Source organism: Arthrobacter sp. B0316-1-20 (genome assembly GCF_059091865.1).
Genome location: NZ_JBNHHC010000018.1, coordinates 30879 through 47831 on the forward strand (window position 1 = coordinate 30879; position 16953 = coordinate 47831).

Here is a 16953-nt window from a genome sequence, read left to right on the forward strand (position 1 = left end):
CGGACCCCGATGATCGAAATCCGCGACCTGCACAAAAGCTACACCACACGCACCGGGACGGCGGAGGTGCTCAAGGGCATCAACCTGACCATTGAACAGGGGGAGATTACCGCCGTCGTCGGTCCATCCGGGGCCGGGAAGACGACCCTCTCGCACTGCATTTCCCTGTTGGAAAAGCCAACTTCGGGGCAGGTGCTGGTGGACGGCCGCGACCTGTCCGCACTGTCCGGCCAGGCACTGCGCAGCGAACGCCGCGCGATCGGGACCATCTTCCAGCACTCCGCACTACTGCGCCGGATGACGGTTGCCGAAAATGTTGCGCTTCCTTTGCGCAATCTGGGCGTGGTGCATCCGCAGATCGAGGCCCGTGTAGCCGAGCTGTTGGACCGGGTGGGCCTGCTGCACAAGGCCAATGCATATCCGGGCCAGCTCTCCGGCGGCCAGAAGCAGCGGGTCGGCATCGCCCGGGCCCTGGCGCTTCGGCCCAGGATCCTGCTCTCCGACGAATCAACGTCCGGCTTGGATCCGGAGTCCACCCAGCAGATCCTAGACCTGCTGGACGATGTGCGCACAGAGCTGGGACTGTCCGTCATCCTGATCACCCATGAAATGGACGTGGTGCGCCACGTCGCCGACCAGGTGGCCGTGCTGGCCAACGGACGGGTTTCAGAATACGGGCCGATCGGCGCGCTCGTGGCGGACCCGGGTTCCGGTGCCGGCCGCCAGTTGCTGCCGGTGCGGGCGCTGCCGTTACCAGTCGGGTTTGATTATGCGCTGTCCATCTCCTACCGGCACGGTCCGGTGGACCCGGAGTGGCTCACCCGGCTGTCCACAGGCCTGGGTGTACGCGTGGCGCTGCTGGGCGGTTCGGTGGAAGCCCACGGCGAATCGGTGCTTGGCCGGGCCGAAATCGGAGTTGCCGGCCGGCCGGAGGCCGAGGTGCGCGCCTATCTGGAACGACTGGGCCTGGTCGCGGATCGCCCTGCGGCAGTCACGGCCGGCACACGGCCGGCAACAGCGCCGCCGTCGGCCGCGGCAGAACACGAAGCCAACGAGAAGATCGAGGTGCGCGCATGAGGCCCGCCGAAACAGCGGCCGTCGGGCTGGACACGCCCTGGGCGGACCTGCCCGGGCTGCTGCTGCCTTCCTACGGGGAAACCTGGGCGATGGTCGGCATAGTGATGGTCCTGGTGATCTTGGTTGGCGGCGCCACCGGCGTGCTGCTGTACAACACGGACAGCCGCGGATTGTTCCCCCGGCCGCGCCTGCATGGTGTGGTCAGCTGGCTGGTCAACATGGGCCGCTCGCTGCCGTTCCTGGTGCTGATGGCAGCGATTATCCCGCTAACCAAGTGGGTCACCGGAACGACCATCGGCATTGCCGCGGCTGTTGTCCCCATGACGCTGGCCGGCATTCCGTTCTTCGCCCGGCTGGTGCAGAACGCGCTAAACGACCTGCCTCGCGAGAACATGGCCGTCGGCCTGGTCACCGGCAGTTCCACCGGGCAAATCATCCGTCAGACCCAGCTGCGGGAGGCGCTGCCCGGCCTAACCTCGGCGATCACGCTTAACACCATCTCGATGATTGAATACTCAGCCATCGCCGGAACCATCGGAGCAGGCGGCATCGGCTACCTGGCCGTCACGTACGGCTACCAGCGGTTCGATACCCACGTGATGGCAGCCACCATCGTTGTCCTGATCATCACCGTCCAGCTGGTGCAGTTCGCCGGCGACCGCATTTCCCGCGCCCTGCTGCGCCCTTAATCGAACAAAACCAGGAGCACCACACATGAGCACACCGTCCACCGGGTCTGGTCACGACCACGGTTTCACCTTGCGCAAGCAGTCCACCGCCCTGCCATGGAGCATCGCGGCGATCGCCGTCGTCGCCGCCCTGGTTTTGGGCTTGTCGCTGGTGCAGCAGCAGTCCCGGCCGGCCACCGCAGCCGCTGCCGACGGCGAGGTCGCCTCGCCGTTGAAGGTCCACTTCGAACCGGCGATGGCCGGCGAGGAAAGGATCCTCAAATTCGTCGCCGAAAAGATTGCACCTGACTACGACGTTAAGCTTGAGGCCGTGGGCCTGCAGGATCCGATTCAAGCCAACCGCGCCGTGGCCGAGGGACAGTTCCACGCCACCATCTTCGAGCACCAGTGGTACATGCAGCAGTCGGCGGACGCCAGCGGCATCGAACTGACGCCAACGGTGGAGCTTTTCCAATGGGGCTTCGGGCTTTACTCCACCCGCTACAAGTCGGTCGAGGACCTGCCGCCAGGCGCTGTCCTGCTGCTGCCAAACGATGCGGCCAACCAAGGGCAGGCGCTCTGGTTGCTGCAGCGCGAGGGACTACTGAAACTCGATCCGGCAGTGGAGCCTCGCACCGCGAAGATCCGCGATGTCACCGGCAATCCGCGCAGTCTCGAGCTGAAGGAAGCCGACCTGCTGGCCATGCCGCGGATGCTCGATTCGGTCGACGCGGCGATCGGGTACGTCTCCCAGTTCGACGCCGGAAAGATCGGCCGCGACAAGGGCATCCTGTTCCCAGCCGCACCCAAGACTTTTGCCTCCCGCCTAGTGATCGGCACCCAGTTCAAGGACACCGCTGAGAGCAAGAAGCTGATCGAGATTTTCTCCGATCCGCGCTTGGAGGACTACCTGGCCGGCACGGACGATCCGCTGGTCAAGGACGTGCTCACACCTGTTTCCGCGGAGTAGCTGGGCCGGCTCCGCCAGGCTGGCGGGTGCCCGGGCCGCTCTACATCTTCGCGTAACGCGCCCGGGCACCTAGATACAGGCCGTAGGAGATCAGCCCGACGGCCACCACAGCCAGCGCCGCGGGTCCGAACGGCTGCTCGCGGAGCGCCTTGAGCGCGCCGTCCAGGCCCTTCACGTCCTGCGGGTCGTTTTGCACCGCGGCGACCGCCAGCAGCAGCCCGAGCACAAACAAAGCCAGCCCCTTGCCGGCTAAGCCGACGATGCCCAGCCAGGTCACGCCGGTGCGGACGCCGCCGGGGGGCAGCGGCTTAAGGTCGGCGAGGAAGTTCCGGAACAGGCCTTTGACCACGTAGTAGATTCCGGCTCCGATGATCACCGCGCCGATCAGGAACAGCACCACAGCTCCGCCCGGCCACTGCATCAGCTTGGTGCTGGCGTCCTGCGATTTCTCGCTGCTGTTGCTGCCGGAGCCCAGGGCAAAGCTGCCGAAGGTCACCGCTATGGCTCCGTACACGATGGCCAGGCCCACAGCCTTCGCCCGGTAGCCCCACTTTTTCTTCTGCTCCAGGCCGCGGCCGCCGAACACCGCTTCGCTGGCCTGCCACAGGGCCAATGCCGCGGCGCCCAGCATTCCTGCCCAGAGGAGGAAGAGCCCGCCCGGGTTTTGCGCCAGGCTGGAAGCTGCTCCGGACTGGTCCGCCTCGCCGCCTCCGCCGAAGGCCAGCCGCAGCGCGATCGCGCCAATCAGTACGTGCAGCAGCCCGCTGGCCGCGAAACCGCTGCGCGCCACCCATTCAAACTGCTTGGAATCCGCCGCACGTTCTGTCTTATCCATCGCGCTGTCGGCTGTCGGCCTGGGCTGCATGCCGCTCTCTGCCATGGTGCTCCTCTCCTGGGCGGGGCCCCATTTCGGCGCTCGACGGCGGCGCCTCAGCACCGCCGTCGTTCCCCGTGAAACATCAGTGACACCATCCTGCCACCGAACTTACCGCCGCGCACCGGGCATTCCCCGTGACCGGGTCGGCAGGTAGCAGTAGGCTCGGGCCTATGGACGCGACCGCGCTGCGTGAATACTGCCTGTCCCTGCCCGGAGCGTTCGAGGACTTTCCGTTCGGGCCCGAGGCGTCGGTGTTCAAGGTCCGCGCGCCGGGGCGGGCAGCGAAAATGTTCGCGCTCTCGGACCTGCAGGCGCCGCGGCTGAGCATCAGCCTCAAGTGCGAACCCGTGCTCGCGCAGCAGTTGCGCGCCGCCCACCCGGAGATCACCGGCGCGTACCACATGAACAAAACGCATTGGAACGGAGTGCGCTGCGACGGCGCGCTGCCCGATGACATGCTGCGGGACATGATCGAGGACTCGTACGACCTGGTGGTGGCGTCGCTGCCGCGCCGGGACCGCGAGTCGCTGGGCTGGATGGGCCTGACCCGCGGCGACGACGTGCGGCAGGGCTGAGCGGTGCAGGCCAAGGATCTCAGCGGTGCCGCGCTGACGTACGACGGCGTGGGGCTGGCCCGGGAGCGCACCTCGCCGCCGGGATACCGGACCACCGATACGCGAACAGCTGTCGGCGTCGGGGAGGATGCGTTCCGCCGGCTGGCCGAGGGCCTGATGGGCTGGGAGCTCCACCGGCTGGCCGGCCTGCGGGTGGATGCCTCTACGCCTGTGGCCGCCGAAGGCGTAGACGTTGTGCCCGGATTCGGGGTCGGACCGCTGCGGTTGTCCGCGCCCTGCCGCGTGGTGTGGACGGAGCGGAGCTCGACCCGGACGGGTTTCGGCTATGGCACGCTGCCGGGACACCCGGAGTCAGGCGAAGAGGGTTTCGTGGCGTTGCTGGAGGAGAACGGGCTGGTGGTCTTCGACCTGTTTGCGTTCAGCCGGCACTCCAACTGGTTTTACCGGGCAGGCGGGCCGGTGGCGGAAGCCGCCCAGCGGCTGGTCACCCGGCGGTATGTTGCCGCCGCCAAAGCTCTGGCCGGCGGCTTGGCCGGCTGATCGGCCAGCTGACCTCCCCTGACACCTGGCGTGGAAGCACTCCATCGACTATTCAACAGGCGGCCTTCCCGTCGCGGAGAAGGCCGCCTGTTGAGTAGTCGATTTTGCCCATGACAGGATTGATGGACACCGAGAGAAAGGCTGAATCCGCGTGATTTTCATTGTGGTCAAGTTCAAGGTCAAGAACGAGCACGCCGACAACTTCCCCGAGCTGGTGCGGGAGTTCACCGAAGCAACCCGGGCCGAGCCGGGCAACCTGTGGTTCGACTGGTCGCGCAGCGTGGAGGATCCGAACGAGTACGTCCTGGTGGAAGCCTTCAAGGATGACGCCGCCGAAGCGCACGTGAAGAGCGAGCACTTCAAGAAGGCCATGCAGGAGCAGCCGCAGTATCTGCAGGAGACTCCTCGCATCATCAGCCGCCAGATTGACGGTGACGGCTGGGACGAGATGGGCGAAATGACCGTCGCCTAACGAATGCAGTGGGTGGGGCAGGCAGCGGCCTGCCCCACCCGCGGTTAAAAACCGGCCGCCCAGGGACGCGTCACCGCGGTAGGGTATGGCCCATGAACGACGGCGAGGTACTGGCCGGCGGGGTGGCCAACGCCGGGTCGGTCATCAGAATTGGCGATGAGGTTCGCCGCCCCGCCTCGGCCCAGACGGAACTGGTTTTTAGCCTGCTTGAGCATGTCAGGTCCAGGGGATTCAACGGGGTTCCGGAGCCCTTGGGGCTTGATGCACAAGGCCGGGAGCGGCTGCGCTACATTCCGGGAGAGGTGGCCGTTCCACCGTTTCCGCAGTGGTCACTTTCCCCCGAACTGCTGGCGTCGGTCGCACGCCTGTTGCGCGCCTTCCATGACGCCGTTGCCGACTTCGTTCCACCTGCGAACGCCATCTGGAACACCGAGCTGGCATATCCCGGCGGCGGCCGGATCATCGGGCACAACGACGTGTGTATGGAGAACGTCATTGTGCGCCGAGGACGAGCAGCCGCTCTGATCGACTTCGAATTCGCTGCCCCGACCCACCCGCTGCACGATCTCGCGGTCCTGGCCCGACACTGGCTTCCGCTGGAAACCCCGGAGGACGCGGCGCGCGACGGCCGCTCGGGCCTCCACGTCGCCTCCCGGTTGCGGATCGTGGCGGACGCCTATGGGATTCCCTTCGGCCCCCAGCGCGACGAGTTCTTGGACCACATCGTCGCGGGCATCCACCGTTCCGGCCCCTTCGTTCTGGCTCGCATCGCGCGCGGAGAGCAGGCGTTCATTGACATGTGGGAACGCAGCGGTGGACACGATCGGATTGCGCGGCGGATAGCCTGGATTGACTCGATCCGGTCCGAGCTGGCCGCGGCGCTCAACACTGCCTAGAACCTGCCCTCGGCTGCCCGGCCCGTTGCACAGGGGGGCGCCGAATCTGGCACACAGAATTTCCTGCGGTCGACGGTCGGATCCGATCACGCAGGGGTGGCAACTGTCCGGTTCTTCGCCACAATGGGCGCATGGAACAGTTCACGCCGCGCACCGCCATCGTTACCGGATCCGACTCGGGCATTGGCCGGGCCACCGCCGTCGCCCTGGCCCGGGCCGGGATGGACGTCGGGATCACCTGGCATTCCGACCGGGACGGAGCAGAGGCCACCGCGGAGGAGGTCCGCGCACTCGGCCGCAGCGCCGCCGTCGAACAATTGGACACCACGGACCTGCCCGGCTGCGGGGACGTGGTCGATGCGCTCGCGGAGCAGCTCGGCGGGCTGGACGTGTTCGTCAACAACTCCGGTACCGGGGCCATGGAGTCGTTCCTGGACCTGGACTATGAGACGTGGCGGAATGTGGTTGCCACCGATTTGGACGGCGCGTTTGTCTGCATGCAGCGCGCGGCCCGGAAGATGGCGGCCGCCGGCACCGGGGGCAGGATCATCGCCGTGACCAGCGTGCATGAGCACCAGCCGATGGTAGGCGCCGCTCCGTATGATGCCGCCAAGCACGGTCTCGGCGGACTGGTGAAGAACATGGCGCTGGAGCTCGGCCGGCACGGCATCACGGTGAACGCCGTCGCGCCGGGCGAGATTGCTACCGCCATGACCGGCAACGAGGACCAGGATCCGCAGGGCATCGACCGGCCCGGCATCCCGCTGGCCCGGCCAGGCGACGCCCGTGAAGTGGCGGCCGTGATCGCCTTCCTGGCGTCCGCGGATGCCGGCTACGTGACCGGTGCGTCCTGGGCCGTGGACGGCGGGATGTTGCAGATGGGGCCGCAAGCCGGGGCAGCAGTCACCGGCCACGATTGGCGCGAGGCATAGCGGGCAGCCCCCGGCTCCTTTAGCGTGAGGGCAGGTCCGGCCCGCGCGGGCTCGCCGGTGCCGGAGGCGCCGTGATTGATGAACGCAGCCAGAAGGTGGTGCCCGCAGCCCTTTAGTTGGCGGCGGTCCGCTCCGTGGAGCCGCGCACAATCAGCGAGCTCTCCAAGGTGAGCTGGGGCTGCTCGAGGGCGCGGCCTTCGATCAGGCCGCGCAGCTGTTCTCCGGCCTTGAGGCCCAGGCGGGTGGCGGGAAGGTGGACGGTGGTGAGGCCGGGATTGCTGGTGGCGGAGTAGGGCAGGTCGTCGAAGCCGGCGACGGCGAGTTCTTCCGGGATCCGCACGCCGTCAACGCGCGCTTGCTGCAGTACGCCGTACGCGTGGGTGTCGGTGGCGCAGACGACGGCGGTGACACCCGCTTGCTGCCACTGGGGCCAGGCGGCGGCAAATGCCTCGGCCGATGCGCCGACGTCGATCGTGGTGCTGATCAGGTGGGACGGGCCCACGGTCATTCCGCGCCCGGCCGCCTCCGCCAGGAAGGCGGTTCGCCGGATGCTGAAGGTGGCTGTGCCGGTCACGCTGTCCAGGTACGCCACTCGCTGGTGGCCGGAGGCGGCCAGATGCGCCGCGAGTTCGCGGGCGCCGTGGGCCACGTCGAGGTTGACGGACGGTGCAAAAGCCTCCAGCCCGGGCGCGTCGAGCAGCACCAGGGGACCGGTGGTTGAGAGGTCCTCGAGGAACGCGGCATCGGGGGCATCCACCAACAAACCTGCCGGGCGCAGGGCGAGAATCCGGCGGATGTCATCGGCGCGGGGAAATTCGCCGGCCTCGGTGACGGAGAGCAGCAGCTGGAAGTCCGCGCCGAGGGACTCCCGGGCGCCGGCAACGACCTTGGCGAAGAACGGGTTGGAAATGTCCGGCGCCACCAGGACCACAATGGAGCTGACTCCCTTGGCCAGTGAACTGCCCACGCTGTCCACCACGTATCCGAGATCGGCGATGGCCTGGCGGACCCGCGAGATGTTGTCTGCGGACACCCGCCCGCGCGTCTTGCCGTTGGCCACCAGGGAAACCGTCGCCGTGGAGACGCCGGCGCGCGCCGCCACCATCGCCGCGGTCACCCGCCGATCGGGGCGCGCCGGGCGCTGGGGAGGGTGGGCGAAATCCATGAGCCCATGATAAGCGTGATCAAACGCCACAAGGCATCAAGCGCTTGACGCAACTTGCGTCAAGCGTTTGACGTGAAGCGGGAGGGGGTGTCACACTTCCTGTGACCAAATTCCCGCTGCGGCGGGCCCCGATGACGTGGAGAGAAAACATGGACGCCACTTCCGCGACGCCTGGACCGAAAAAGATCATCTTGGACTGCGATCCGGGGCACGACGACGCCGTGGCGCTGCTCCTGGCCCACGGAAACCCGGACATCGAACTGCTCGCCGTGACCACCGTTGTGGGCAACCAGACCCTGGCAAAGGTCACCAAGAACGCCCTGGCCGTGGGGACGATCGCCGGCATAACCGGAGTCCCTTTCGCCGCCGGCTGCGATCGCCCGCTGGTGCGCACCATCGAAACCGCGCCGGACATTCACGGCGAGTCCGGCATGGACGGCCCCGCGCAGCCGGAGTCCACCATTGAACTGGACCCGCGCCACGCCGTTGATCTCATCATCGACACGATCATGGCGCACGAACCCGGCACCGTGACCCTGGTCCCGACCGGCGGCTTGACTAACATCGCGATGGCCGCCCGCAAGGAGCCGCGCATCGTCGAGCGGGTCAAGGAAGTCGTGCTGATGGGCGGCGGCTACCACGTGGGCAACTGGTCCGCCGTGGCCGAATTCAACATCATGATCGACCCCGAGGCCGCCCACATTGTCTTCAACGAGAAGTGGCCCGTGCTCATGGTGGGACTGGACCTCACGCACCAGGCGCTGGCCACCCCCGAAGTCGTCGAGCAGATCGAAGCCGTCGGCACCGGTCCGGCCCGCTTTGTCCGCGAACTGATGGACTTCTTCGCCCAAACCTACAAGGATGCACAGGGCTTCGACTACCCGCCGGTCCACGATCCGTGCGCCGTCGCCTACGTCATCGACCCCACCGTCATGACAACCCGCAAGGTCCCGGTCGACATCGAACTGCAGGGCAAGCTGACGCTCGGCATGACGGTCGCTGACTTCCGCTTCCCCGCACCGGCTGACTGCCACACCTCGGTGGCCGTGGAGCTTGACCGCACCAAGTTCTGGAACCTGGTTACCGATGCGCTGGTCCGGATCGGCGAGGTAGACCTTGGAACCGCCACCACAACAACGACGGCGGAGCCCTCCTCCGCCGCGCCTGTCACCAAAGGCGTGGCAACGAAATGAGCACCGTTCTCCAGGAAGCCAAGTCAACCCGCGGCGGCACCACCGCCCTGATGGTCGCCCTGCTGACGGCCTGCGTGGCCTTCCAGCTCAATGCCTCCATGCTCAGCCCCGCCCTGGTCACCATGGGGGAGGAACTGCAGACAGACCAGGCCTCGATCGGCCTGTCCCAGACTTGGTTCTTCACGACCGCCGCGCTGTTCTCCCTGTTCCTGCCCCGGCTGAGCGATATTGTCGGCCGCAAGCGGATCCTCGTCGGGATGATGCTGCTGACGGCCGCTGGCTCCGTGATTGCAGCGCTGGCCCCGGACGTTACGTGGCTCTTCGTGGGCCGGATCATCCAGGGCGCCAGCGGCCCCACCGTGCCGCTGTGCCTCATCATGCTGCGCACCGCCGTGCCCAACCCGCGCACCTACGGCACGCTGATGGGCGTCATTCTCGCGGTCAACGGCGGCGTGGCCGGCGTCGATGCCTTCCTCGGCGGTTACATGGCCGAGCACTACGGCTTCCGCAGCATCTTCTGGTTCATGGTGGTCCTCGCCGTGATCGCCGCGGTTCTCGTCGCCGTCCTGACGCCCGAGAGCAAACCACAGGCCGGGACGCGGATGGACTGGACCGGTGTCGTCTTCATTGTTGTCGCGGTCGGTGCCCTGCTCACCGCGCTGAACGAGGCCGCCAAGCTGGTCGGCGGGTTCTCCAAGGGGACCTTGGTCCTCTCGCTGGTGTTGATCGCCGTTGCCGCCGCCGCGTTCGCCGCCTTCTGGGCCACCGAAAAGCGCGCGAAGCAGCCGATGGTCGAGATTGTCCATCTGCGCCAGCGCTCCACGTGGGCGCCGCTGCTGACCACCATCCTGACCATGACCGGCATCTTTGCCGTGATCAACGGGATTGTCCCCGCCTACGTACAGGCTGCCGCCCCCGGCTTCGGCATCGGCCCCACCGAAACGGCGCTGCTCATCCTGACCCCCTACGCGCTGCTGGGCTGGGTCTTCGGCCCGATCAGCGGACGGCTCGCCCCGGTATTGGGTTACACCAATGTGCTGCGTATCGGCATGATCGGCAGCATCGTCTCGCTGGTTATCATTGTGCTGTTCGGCCTGAACAGCCTGCCGGTGATGGTCGCCGCCACTGCGCTGCTCGGCATCATGTACGCCGGCACCGCGAACATCATGCTCAACGGGCTCGGCGTGGTGCTCTCGCCCCCGGGCAACCCCGGCTTCCTGCCGGGCATGAACGCCGGAGCCTTCAACCTCGGCGCCGGGCTGAGCTTCCTGGTGCTGCCGGCGGTGCTCGTGGGCACCTCGGCGCTGGGCGACCGCGGCTCTTACCTCACGGTGATTGTGGTCGGCCTGGTCATCACGGTCGCGGCCTTCGCCGCCTCGCTGCTGATCCCCAAGCCCGTCGATGCCGAGGTGGAAAGGTGAGTCCGCACGGACGCATCGTCGTCGTTGGTTCGCTGAACGCGGACCTGACCATCTACACCGAGCGGCTGCCCAACCCCGGCGAAACCCTTCACGGCGAAGGCTTTGCCGTGAACCCGGGCGGCAAGAGCGCCAACCAAGCCGTGGCCGCTGGCCGGCTGGGCGGCAACGTCGCCCTGATCGGCGCCGTGGGCGAGGACTCCAACGGGGACATGCTGCTGGCCTCCGTTGCAGGGGCCGGCGTGGACGCTTCCCGCGTGCGCCGCGCCCCGGACGTCGAGACCGGCGTCGCCGTCATTACCGTTGACGCCGCGGGGGAGAACAGCATCGTCATTTCCCCAGGCGCTAACGGCACCGTCGTCGCGGCTGACGTAGTCGCCGCCAGGGACGTTTTCGATGGCGCCGCCGTGGTTTGCCTCTGCCTCGAGGTCGGCCTGGACGCCGTGGAAGCGGCAGCAAGATCGGGGCACGACGCCGGAGCAACAGTGCTGCTCAACCTCTCGCCGTACGCGCCCGTGCCGCAGAGCCTGGCCGAACTCAGTGACGTCCTTCTGGTCAACGCGCACGAGGCTTCGCAGTTCCTCGGTGGCGCCGAAATGCCCGGCGCTAATGCCGCCGTTGCCGATTGGGAGCAGGTGCGCTTGAAGTTTGCGGCTCAGGGGCTGGACCGCGCCGTGGTCACCCTGGGCGCCAACGGCTCCATCGTGCTGGATTCGCATGCTGAGGAGGGGCTCCAGATCACCCGGATCGCCCCCACCAAGGTCGACGCCGTGGACACCACCGGCGCCGGCGACGCCTTCACCGGAGCCCTGGCGGCACGGCTTGCCGTAGGGGAGGCACTGGCCGAGGCGGCGGCGTTCGCTTCGGTCGCTGCTGCCCTAGCTGCCACGAAGAAGGGAACCCAGGCCGCGTATCCGCGACTGACAGACGTGGAGCGTCTGCGGCCTGGCGCCTGAGGACCAGAGACCGAACGACGTACGGTCTCCATGCGGCCGCGAGCGGCCTTAGTCGACCACCGGTGGGGCGGCGGCCTGGGTCGACCATCGGGTCGCAGCGTCAGAGCAGGAACTTGTCCGCGGTGAGCGGCAGGTCCCGGACCCGGATTCCGGTGGCGTTGTAGGCAGCGTTGGCGACTGCCGCCGCTGCGCCGACGATGCCGATCTCCCCGATCCCGCGTGCGCCCAGCGGGCCCGCATGCTCGTCGATTTCCTCCAGCCAGAACGCCTCGAGCTGCCGGATATCCGCGTTGGAGGGCACGTGGTACTCGGCGAAGTCGTGATTGACGAACATCCCGAACCGCTCGTCCATCACGCTCTGCTCATGCAGGGCCATGCCGATGCCCATGGTCATGCCGCCCAGGAACTGGGACCGGGCGGTGCGCGGATTAATGATCCGCCCGGCGGAATAGACCCCCAGCATCCGCGACACCCGGATCTCGCCGGTGTCCGCGTTCACCTGGACCTCGGCAAACTGGGCGCCGAAGGAATGCAGTGCGTAGTTTTCGCTGGCCGGGTTCTTTTCGCCGTCGCCCTCCGAAGTGTCCCCGGCGGAGGGAAATCCGCCGTGCTCCTTGCGGAACATTTGGGCCGCATTGATGATCGCCGAGCCCCAGCTGGACGTCCCGGAGGAGCCGCCGGCCACGGTAGCCGCCGGCAGGTCCGTGTCGCCGATCTGCAACCGGACCTGTTCCGGGCCGCACTCCAGGGCCTCGGCGGCTATTTGGGTCAGTGCCGTCCAGGCACCGGTGCCCAGGTCCACGGCACCGATCTGCACCTCGTAGTATCCGTCGGCGGTGAAACGGATCCGGGTGGTGTTCGCCGGCTGCCGCCGCGCCGGATAGGTAGAAGCCGCCACGCCGATCCCGGTGCGCCAGCCGTCCACCAGCAAGGTCCCCGGTTGGGTCTTGCGCCGCTCCCAGCCGAACCTGCGGGCGCCCTCGTGCAGGCAGGCCAACAGGTGCCTGCTGGCGAACGGCTTGCCGGTTTCCGGATCGATGGCCGGTTCATTCCGCACGCGCAGTTCGATCGGGTCGATCCCGCACGCCTCCGCCAGTTCGTCCATCGCCACTTCCAGGCCGAACGAGCCGGGGCACTCGCCCGGCGCCCGCATCCAGGACGGTACCGGAACATCCAGCGACGCCAGCCGGTGGGTGGTGCGCCGGTGGTCGGCCGCGTACATCATCCGCGATATCCCGGCGGTCTGCTCGGCGAATTCCTTGATGGCCGAGGTCTGCTCAACGACGTCGTGCGTCAGCACGGAGATCCGCCCGTCCTGACTGGCGCCCAGCTGCAGCCGCTGGATGGTGGGCGTGCGGTAGCCGGCCAGGAAGAACATCTGTTGACGGGTCAGCGCGTACTTGACCGGCCGGCCGTCGGTGACTTTTGCGGCCAGCGCGGTCAGCACCACGTGCGCATGCGGCAGCCCCTTGGAGCCGAAACCACCGCCAACATGCGGCGCCACCACGCGGATCTGCTCCACGTCCACGTCGAAGAGCGGCGCCAGCGTCTTGCGCGCATTGTGCACTGACTGGGTGGAGTCGAACACCAGCAACCGGTCGCCGTCCCACTGTGCCACCGTGGTGTGCGGTTCCATCGGATTGTTGTGCTCGGCCGGGGTTGTGTAGGTGTGGTCAACAACGACGGCGGCGCTCGCCAGAGCGGCGTCCGGGTCTCCCGTCTGGGTGTCGGTCTCGAGCCCGGCGTTGATCTTCTCCGGTTTGTAGAGGTCCTCGTGGTCCGCACGCAACGCCGCATGGTGCGGCTCTCGGTGGTACTGAACACGCACGTGGGCCGCCGCTTCGCGCGCGGCCTCGGGCGAATCGGCCACCACGGCCGCAATGAACTGCCCGCGGAAGCCCACCTCGTCGGACTGCAGCACGGCCAGTTCCTTGTCCTCGGCGTTGGCCAGCCGCGGAGCATTCAGGTGCGTGAGTACCGCGACCACGCCGTCCATCGTTTCGGCCGCGGCGGTGTCGATGGCGGCGATCCGGCCCCTGGCTATCGTGGATTGGACGGGATACAGGTAGGTGGGGTTCTCCGCCGGGTGCTCGTAGGCATAGGGGGCCAGGCCGAGGACCTTGGCCCGGCCGTCGACCCGTTCCAGGTCCAGTCCGGTTGCCGCTGGCTGCTGCAGGGTCATGGCCGGTCCTCTCCGTCGTGGTCCAAACAGCACAGTTCCCGCAGCACGGACACCACGGTGTTGCGGACCATCGGCACCTTGAAGGCGTTGTCCGGCAGCGGGACCGCGTGCCGCAGCTCGGCGTCGATGGCCCGGCGGAACTTTGCCTCGGTGGCCGGCTGCCCGCGCAGTGCCTCCTCGGCGAACGTGGCTCGCCAGGGTTTGTGCGCCACGCCGCCCAACGCGAGCCGCACCTCGGCGACCGTCGGTGGGGAAGGCGGGCCACCGCCGTCGTCCGCATCCGTGGGTTCTTCCAGCCGCACCACCGCGGCCACGGACACCAGGGCGAAGGCGTAGGACGCGCGGTCGCGGACCTTGCGGTAGGCCGAGCGTGTCCCCTCCGGCAGCGGCGGCAGCACCACCGCGGTGATCAGCTCTCCGTGCTCCAGCACCGTGTCGCGCTGCGGCTGATCTCCGGGGAGCCGGTGGAAGGAGTGCAGGCCCACGCTGCGGTTACCGGACGGACCCAGGATCTCCACCTGGGCATTCAGCGCCGCCATCGCCACCGCCATGTCCGAAGGGTGCGTGGCCACGCAGTCCAGCGAGGCGCCGAGGATGGCGTGGTAGCGAGTATAGCCCTCCAGCGCCGAACAGCCGGTGCCGGGGGTGCGCTTGTTGCACGGGGTGGTGACGTCCTGGAAGTAGACGCAGCGGGTGCGCTGGAGCAGGTTGCCGCCGGTGGTCGCCGCATTGCGCAGCTGGCCCGAGGCGCCGGAGAGCAGCGACTGCGAGAGCACCGGGTAGTGCTGCCGGACCAGCGGGTGGGCGGCTAGGTCGCTGTTCGGGACGGTCGCGCCCAGACGCAGGCCGCCGTCGTCCGTCTTTTCGATCTGGTCCAGCGGCAGGTGCGAGATGTCCACCAACCGCCCGGGCGCGGCGACGCCCAGCTTCATGTGGTCCACCAGGTTGGTTCCGCCGGCCAGGAAGGCGGCGGCCGGGTTGCCGGCGACGGCGGCGACCGCCTCGGGCGGGCTGGCGGCGCGGGCGTAGTCGAAGGGCTTCATCCGGGCTGCCCCGTTCCATCGGCGGGCTGGTTCGCTTTGCTGGCGGGCTGCGGAATCGCCGATTCGGTGGCAGGGCGGCCGGGGCTGCCGCCGACCTGATTGCCCTCGAGGGCCTGGCGGATGGCGGCCACGATGTTTACGTAGGCGCCGCAGCGGCACAGGTTGCCGCTCATCCGCTCGCGTATTTCGTCGTCGGGCAACTCGGGGGATGGTGTGGGCAGGGAGCCGTTTGCCTGCGCGCCGGTGCTGCCTACCGGGTTGCCCTCCGCGGTCCCCGGTGGGGGTGGCTCGTCAGCGAGGTCGGCGGTGACGAAGCTGGGATCGCCGCGGGCGGCTTCGTCCAGCATGCCGACGGCCGAACAGATCTGCCCCGGAGTGCAGTAGCCGCACTGGAAACCGTCCTGGTCCAGGAACGCCTGCTGGACCGGATGCAGTTCGCCCTCCGAGGCCAGTCCGGCGGCCGTGACCACGCTGGCCCCGTCCTGGGCCACCGCGAAGACCAGGCAGGAGTTGATCCGCCGGCCGTTGAGCAGCACCGTGCAGGCACCGCACTGGCCGTGATCGCAGCCCTTCTTCGGCGAGAAGATGCCCAGTCGGTCGCGCAGGGCGTCGAGCAGCGTGGTGCGCGTATCCAGCGTGACCGTGGTGGCGCGGCCGTCCACCTGCAGTGAGATTTCGGCGTCCATCGGCTTCCTCCGGCGTCCGAGTCCTGCGTCAGAATCCTGCACTCCACCCGGATCGACTATTCAGAAGACGGCGTTTCCAGCTCCGGGAAGGCCGCCTGTTGAATAGTCGTTGGGGAGCAGGCCTTGGCTTTGCTGGCAACTTATAAGAGTCCATCCCGCGCCACAACCCCTCGCCGGTCCGTGAGGCTCACCCTGCAAAGATCAGGTCAACGCCAGTGGCTGTGGATAACACAAGCGGCTCGTGGGCGATGCACTAAGAATGGGGGGATGCGGTACCCGAAGGAGCTGCCGAGGGCACTGTCCGAGTCATCATTTGTGTGGCGGGAAGGAATTGAGTCCGGACTGAGCGAGAAGCAATTGAGGAATGCAACCGTGCTGCGACCAAGCCGCGGGATCAGGATCCCGAACGGCAAAGATCTCAGGTTGGCGGATCAAGTTCGGGCCGTCTCGCTGGTTACCCACGGCTCGGTCCTGTCCCATCTCACCGCGGCGAGGATGTGGGATTTTCCCCTTCCACCTTGGGTGGACAGCGACGCCTCGATCCACGTCACGCGTCCTAAACACCTCAATGCGCCGCGCCGCCGGGGAGTTGTGGGACATAGGGCCAGCCTTGCGCCTGATGAGGTCACCGAACTGGAAGGCGTCCCGCTGACCACCCGACTCAAGACGTGGCTCGACCTCGCCTGTATGTTGCCCGTTACCGACTTGGTGGTTATTGGCGATCACTTGGTCCGGTTTCCACGCGCAGCTTTTGAAAACAGGGAAGCGCCGTTCGCGACGGTGTCAGACCTAACGGAGGTCATCAGGTTGCATCGGGGAAAGCGCGGCGTCGCCAAAGCGACCGAGGCTGTGGGACTGGTGCGTGTCGGTGCGGATTCTGCCCCGGAAACACGCTTGCGGCTGGCATTGATCGATGCGGGGCTTCCGGAACCCAGCCTTAACGAACCGATAATGGACGACTGGGGCAGGCGCTGGCATTCCCCGGACAAGCAGTACAAGAACTACAAGCTGGCGATTGAGTATGAAGGCGCCCACCACCTCACACCTGAGCAGTTGGCCCGCGATATTCGGCGTGCCGAGCAGACGGCTGCCATCGGTTGGTTGGAACGGCGGGTCTGCAAGGAAGACATGTACGGGACCGCACAGGCGGCCGTCACGAAGATTCGGACGGCGTTGCGGTCCCGAGGCTGGCGCCCATGAGCAGGCCTGAGGCATCGAAAAGTCAGCAGGCGCCCTTTTCACGGTTGAAAAGGGCGCCTGCTGAATAGTCGATGCGGAGAGCGCTGCCGCGGGTCGCGGTAGC

Annotated in this window: 17 protein-coding genes; 12 read left to right on the forward strand and 5 right to left on the reverse strand. The window is 67.4% G+C overall.

Annotation, left to right across the window (positions count from 1 at the left end; all coding sequences use genetic code 11):
• Positions 1 to 9: 9 nt before the first annotated feature.
• From AC5RW2_RS25485 to AC5RW2_RS25495, 3 genes are read left to right on the forward strand one after another with little or no spacing between them, the layout of a single operon-like run.
• On the forward strand, positions 10 to 1077 hold the full coding sequence (locus AC5RW2_RS25485; protein WP_493964101.1) for a methionine ABC transporter ATP-binding protein: 1068 nt from the start codon (positions 10 to 12) through the stop codon (positions 1075 to 1077).
• Positions 1074 to 1766 (forward strand): methionine ABC transporter permease, encoded by a 693-nt coding sequence (locus AC5RW2_RS25490; RefSeq protein ID WP_493964102.1) that lies wholly within the window; start codon positions 1074 to 1076, stop codon positions 1764 to 1766. Before AC5RW2_RS25485 ends, AC5RW2_RS25490 begins: the two co-directional genes overlap by 4 nt.
• Before the next feature lie 25 nt (positions 1767 to 1791).
• Complete coding sequence (locus AC5RW2_RS25495) at positions 1792 to 2715, forward strand: MetQ/NlpA family ABC transporter substrate-binding protein (RefSeq protein ID WP_493964103.1); 924 nt, start codon at positions 1792 to 1794, stop codon at positions 2713 to 2715.
• A 40-nt stretch (positions 2716 to 2755) separates the two neighbouring features.
• Here the strand turns inward: AC5RW2_RS25495 and AC5RW2_RS25500 are convergent, their stop codons facing one another.
• Entirely contained in the window at positions 2756 to 3595 is an 840-nt protein-coding gene (locus tag AC5RW2_RS25500) for a DUF1206 domain-containing protein (RefSeq protein ID WP_493964104.1), read from the reverse strand.
• Positions 3596 to 3762: 167 nt separating this feature from the next.
• On the opposite strand from AC5RW2_RS25500, the gene AC5RW2_RS25505 reads away from it, so the two are divergent.
• From AC5RW2_RS25505 to AC5RW2_RS25525, 5 genes are all read left to right on the forward strand, one after another.
• Complete coding sequence (locus AC5RW2_RS25505) at positions 3763 to 4167, forward strand: MmcQ/YjbR family DNA-binding protein (RefSeq protein ID WP_493964105.1); 405 nt, start codon at positions 3763 to 3765, stop codon at positions 4165 to 4167.
• A gap of 3 nt (positions 4168 to 4170) precedes the next feature.
• The gene (locus AC5RW2_RS25510; protein ID WP_493952299.1) at positions 4171 to 4707 is read left to right on the forward strand and encodes a DUF1990 domain-containing protein; all 537 of its coding nucleotides are present in this window, start codon (positions 4171 to 4173) and stop codon (positions 4705 to 4707) included.
• Positions 4708 to 4858: 151 nt separating this feature from the next.
• Entirely contained in the window at positions 4859 to 5179 is a 321-nt protein-coding gene (locus AC5RW2_RS25515) for a putative quinol monooxygenase (RefSeq protein ID WP_493952298.1), read from the forward strand.
• A gap of 92 nt (positions 5180 to 5271) precedes the next feature.
• Positions 5272 to 6075 (forward strand): phosphotransferase, encoded by an 804-nt coding sequence (locus AC5RW2_RS25520; protein ID WP_493952297.1) that lies wholly within the window; start codon positions 5272 to 5274, stop codon positions 6073 to 6075.
• A 131-nt stretch (positions 6076 to 6206) separates the two neighbouring features.
• Entirely contained in the window at positions 6207 to 7007 is an 801-nt protein-coding gene (locus AC5RW2_RS25525; protein ID WP_493952296.1) for an SDR family oxidoreductase, read from the forward strand.
• Positions 7008 to 7119: 112 nt separating this feature from the next.
• Here the strand turns inward: AC5RW2_RS25525 and AC5RW2_RS25530 are convergent, their stop codons facing one another.
• Positions 7120 to 8112: a LacI family DNA-binding transcriptional regulator gene (locus AC5RW2_RS25530; protein ID WP_493952327.1), complete on the reverse strand. Its 993-nt coding sequence runs from the start codon at positions 8110 to 8112 to the stop codon at positions 7120 to 7122.
• A gap of 209 nt (positions 8113 to 8321) precedes the next feature.
• Between AC5RW2_RS25530 and uriH the strand changes: the two genes are divergently transcribed.
• The 3 genes from uriH to AC5RW2_RS25545 are packed head-to-tail and all read left to right on the forward strand — an operon-like array spanning position 8322 to position 11739.
• A complete protein-coding gene (gene uriH / locus AC5RW2_RS25535; RefSeq protein WP_493964106.1) occupies positions 8322 to 9365 on the forward strand; it encodes a uridine-preferring nucleoside hydrolase UriH in 1044 nt (347 codons plus the stop codon).
• Positions 9362 to 10786 carry a uridine transporter UriT gene (uriT, locus tag AC5RW2_RS25540; RefSeq protein ID WP_493964107.1) on the forward strand — a complete coding sequence of 475 codons (1425 nt, stop codon included), beginning with the start codon at positions 9362 to 9364 and terminating at the stop codon, positions 10784 to 10786. The genes uriH and uriT overlap by 4 nt, the downstream gene beginning before the upstream one ends.
• Positions 10783 to 11739 (forward strand): ribokinase, encoded by a 957-nt coding sequence (locus AC5RW2_RS25545; protein WP_493964108.1) that lies wholly within the window; start codon positions 10783 to 10785, stop codon positions 11737 to 11739. The genes uriT and AC5RW2_RS25545 overlap by 4 nt, the downstream gene beginning before the upstream one ends.
• 100 nt (positions 11740 to 11839) lie before the next feature.
• On the opposite strand, the gene AC5RW2_RS25550 is transcribed toward AC5RW2_RS25545, so the two are convergent.
• The 3 genes from AC5RW2_RS25550 to AC5RW2_RS25560 are packed head-to-tail and all read right to left on the reverse strand — an operon-like array spanning position 11840 to position 15650.
• On the reverse strand, positions 11840 to 13921 hold the full coding sequence (locus tag AC5RW2_RS25550) for a xanthine dehydrogenase family protein molybdopterin-binding subunit (RefSeq protein ID WP_493964109.1): 2082 nt from the start codon (positions 13919 to 13921) through the stop codon (positions 11840 to 11842).
• A complete protein-coding gene (locus AC5RW2_RS25555) occupies positions 13918 to 14964 on the reverse strand; it encodes an FAD binding domain-containing protein (RefSeq protein ID WP_493964110.1) in 1047 nt (348 codons plus the stop codon). Before AC5RW2_RS25555 ends, AC5RW2_RS25550 begins: the two co-directional genes overlap by 4 nt.
• Entirely contained in the window at positions 14961 to 15650 is a 690-nt protein-coding gene (locus AC5RW2_RS25560) for a (2Fe-2S)-binding protein (protein WP_493964111.1), read from the reverse strand. Before AC5RW2_RS25560 ends, AC5RW2_RS25555 begins: the two co-directional genes overlap by 4 nt.
• Before the next feature lie 267 nt (positions 15651 to 15917).
• Here AC5RW2_RS25560 and AC5RW2_RS25565 point away from each other — a divergent pair, with 267 nt between their 5' ends.
• Positions 15918 to 16850, forward strand: a complete 933-nt coding sequence (locus AC5RW2_RS25565) for a hypothetical protein (RefSeq protein WP_493964112.1) — start codon at positions 15918 to 15920, stop codon at positions 16848 to 16850.
• Positions 16851 to 16953 lie beyond the last annotated feature (103 nt).

Bases quoted from the DNA above. Each gene is read 5' to 3' on its own strand.
- AC5RW2_RS25565 (WP_493964112.1), top strand. From the start codon at position 15,918: ATGCGGTACCCGAAGGAGCTGCCGAGGGCACTGTCCGAGTCATCATTT.
- uriH (WP_493964106.1), top strand. From the start codon at position 8,322: ATGGACGCCACTTCCGCGACGCCTGGACCGAAAAAGATCATCTTGGAC.
- AC5RW2_RS25530 (WP_493952327.1), bottom strand. From the start codon at position 8,112: ATGGTGGCGGCGCGCGCCGGCGTCTCCACGGCGACGGTTTCCCTGGTG.
- AC5RW2_RS25560 (WP_493964111.1), bottom strand. From the start codon at position 15,650: ATGGACGCCGAAATCTCACTGCAGGTGGACGGCCGCGCCACCACGGTC.
- AC5RW2_RS25525 (WP_493952296.1), top strand. From the start codon at position 6,207: ATGGAACAGTTCACGCCGCGCACCGCCATCGTTACCGGATCCGACTCG.
- AC5RW2_RS25485 (WP_493964101.1), top strand. From the start codon at position 10: ATGATCGAAATCCGCGACCTGCACAAAAGCTACACCACACGCACCGGG.
- AC5RW2_RS25505 (WP_493964105.1), top strand. From the start codon at position 3,763: ATGGACGCGACCGCGCTGCGTGAATACTGCCTGTCCCTGCCCGGAGCG.
- AC5RW2_RS25550 (WP_493964109.1), bottom strand. From the start codon at position 13,921: ATGACCCTGCAGCAGCCAGCGGCAACCGGACTGGACCTGGAACGGGTC.
- AC5RW2_RS25490 (WP_493964102.1), top strand. From the start codon at position 1,074: ATGAGGCCCGCCGAAACAGCGGCCGTCGGGCTGGACACGCCCTGGGCG.
- AC5RW2_RS25555 (WP_493964110.1), bottom strand. From the start codon at position 14,964: ATGAAGCCCTTCGACTACGCCCGCGCCGCCAGCCCGCCCGAGGCGGTC.
- AC5RW2_RS25495 (WP_493964103.1), top strand. From the start codon at position 1,792: ATGAGCACACCGTCCACCGGGTCTGGTCACGACCACGGTTTCACCTTG.
- AC5RW2_RS25500 (WP_493964104.1), bottom strand. From the start codon at position 3,595: ATGGCAGAGAGCGGCATGCAGCCCAGGCCGACAGCCGACAGCGCGATG.
- uriT (WP_493964107.1), top strand. From the start codon at position 9,362: ATGAGCACCGTTCTCCAGGAAGCCAAGTCAACCCGCGGCGGCACCACC.
- AC5RW2_RS25520 (WP_493952297.1), top strand. From the start codon at position 5,272: ATGAACGACGGCGAGGTACTGGCCGGCGGGGTGGCCAACGCCGGGTCG.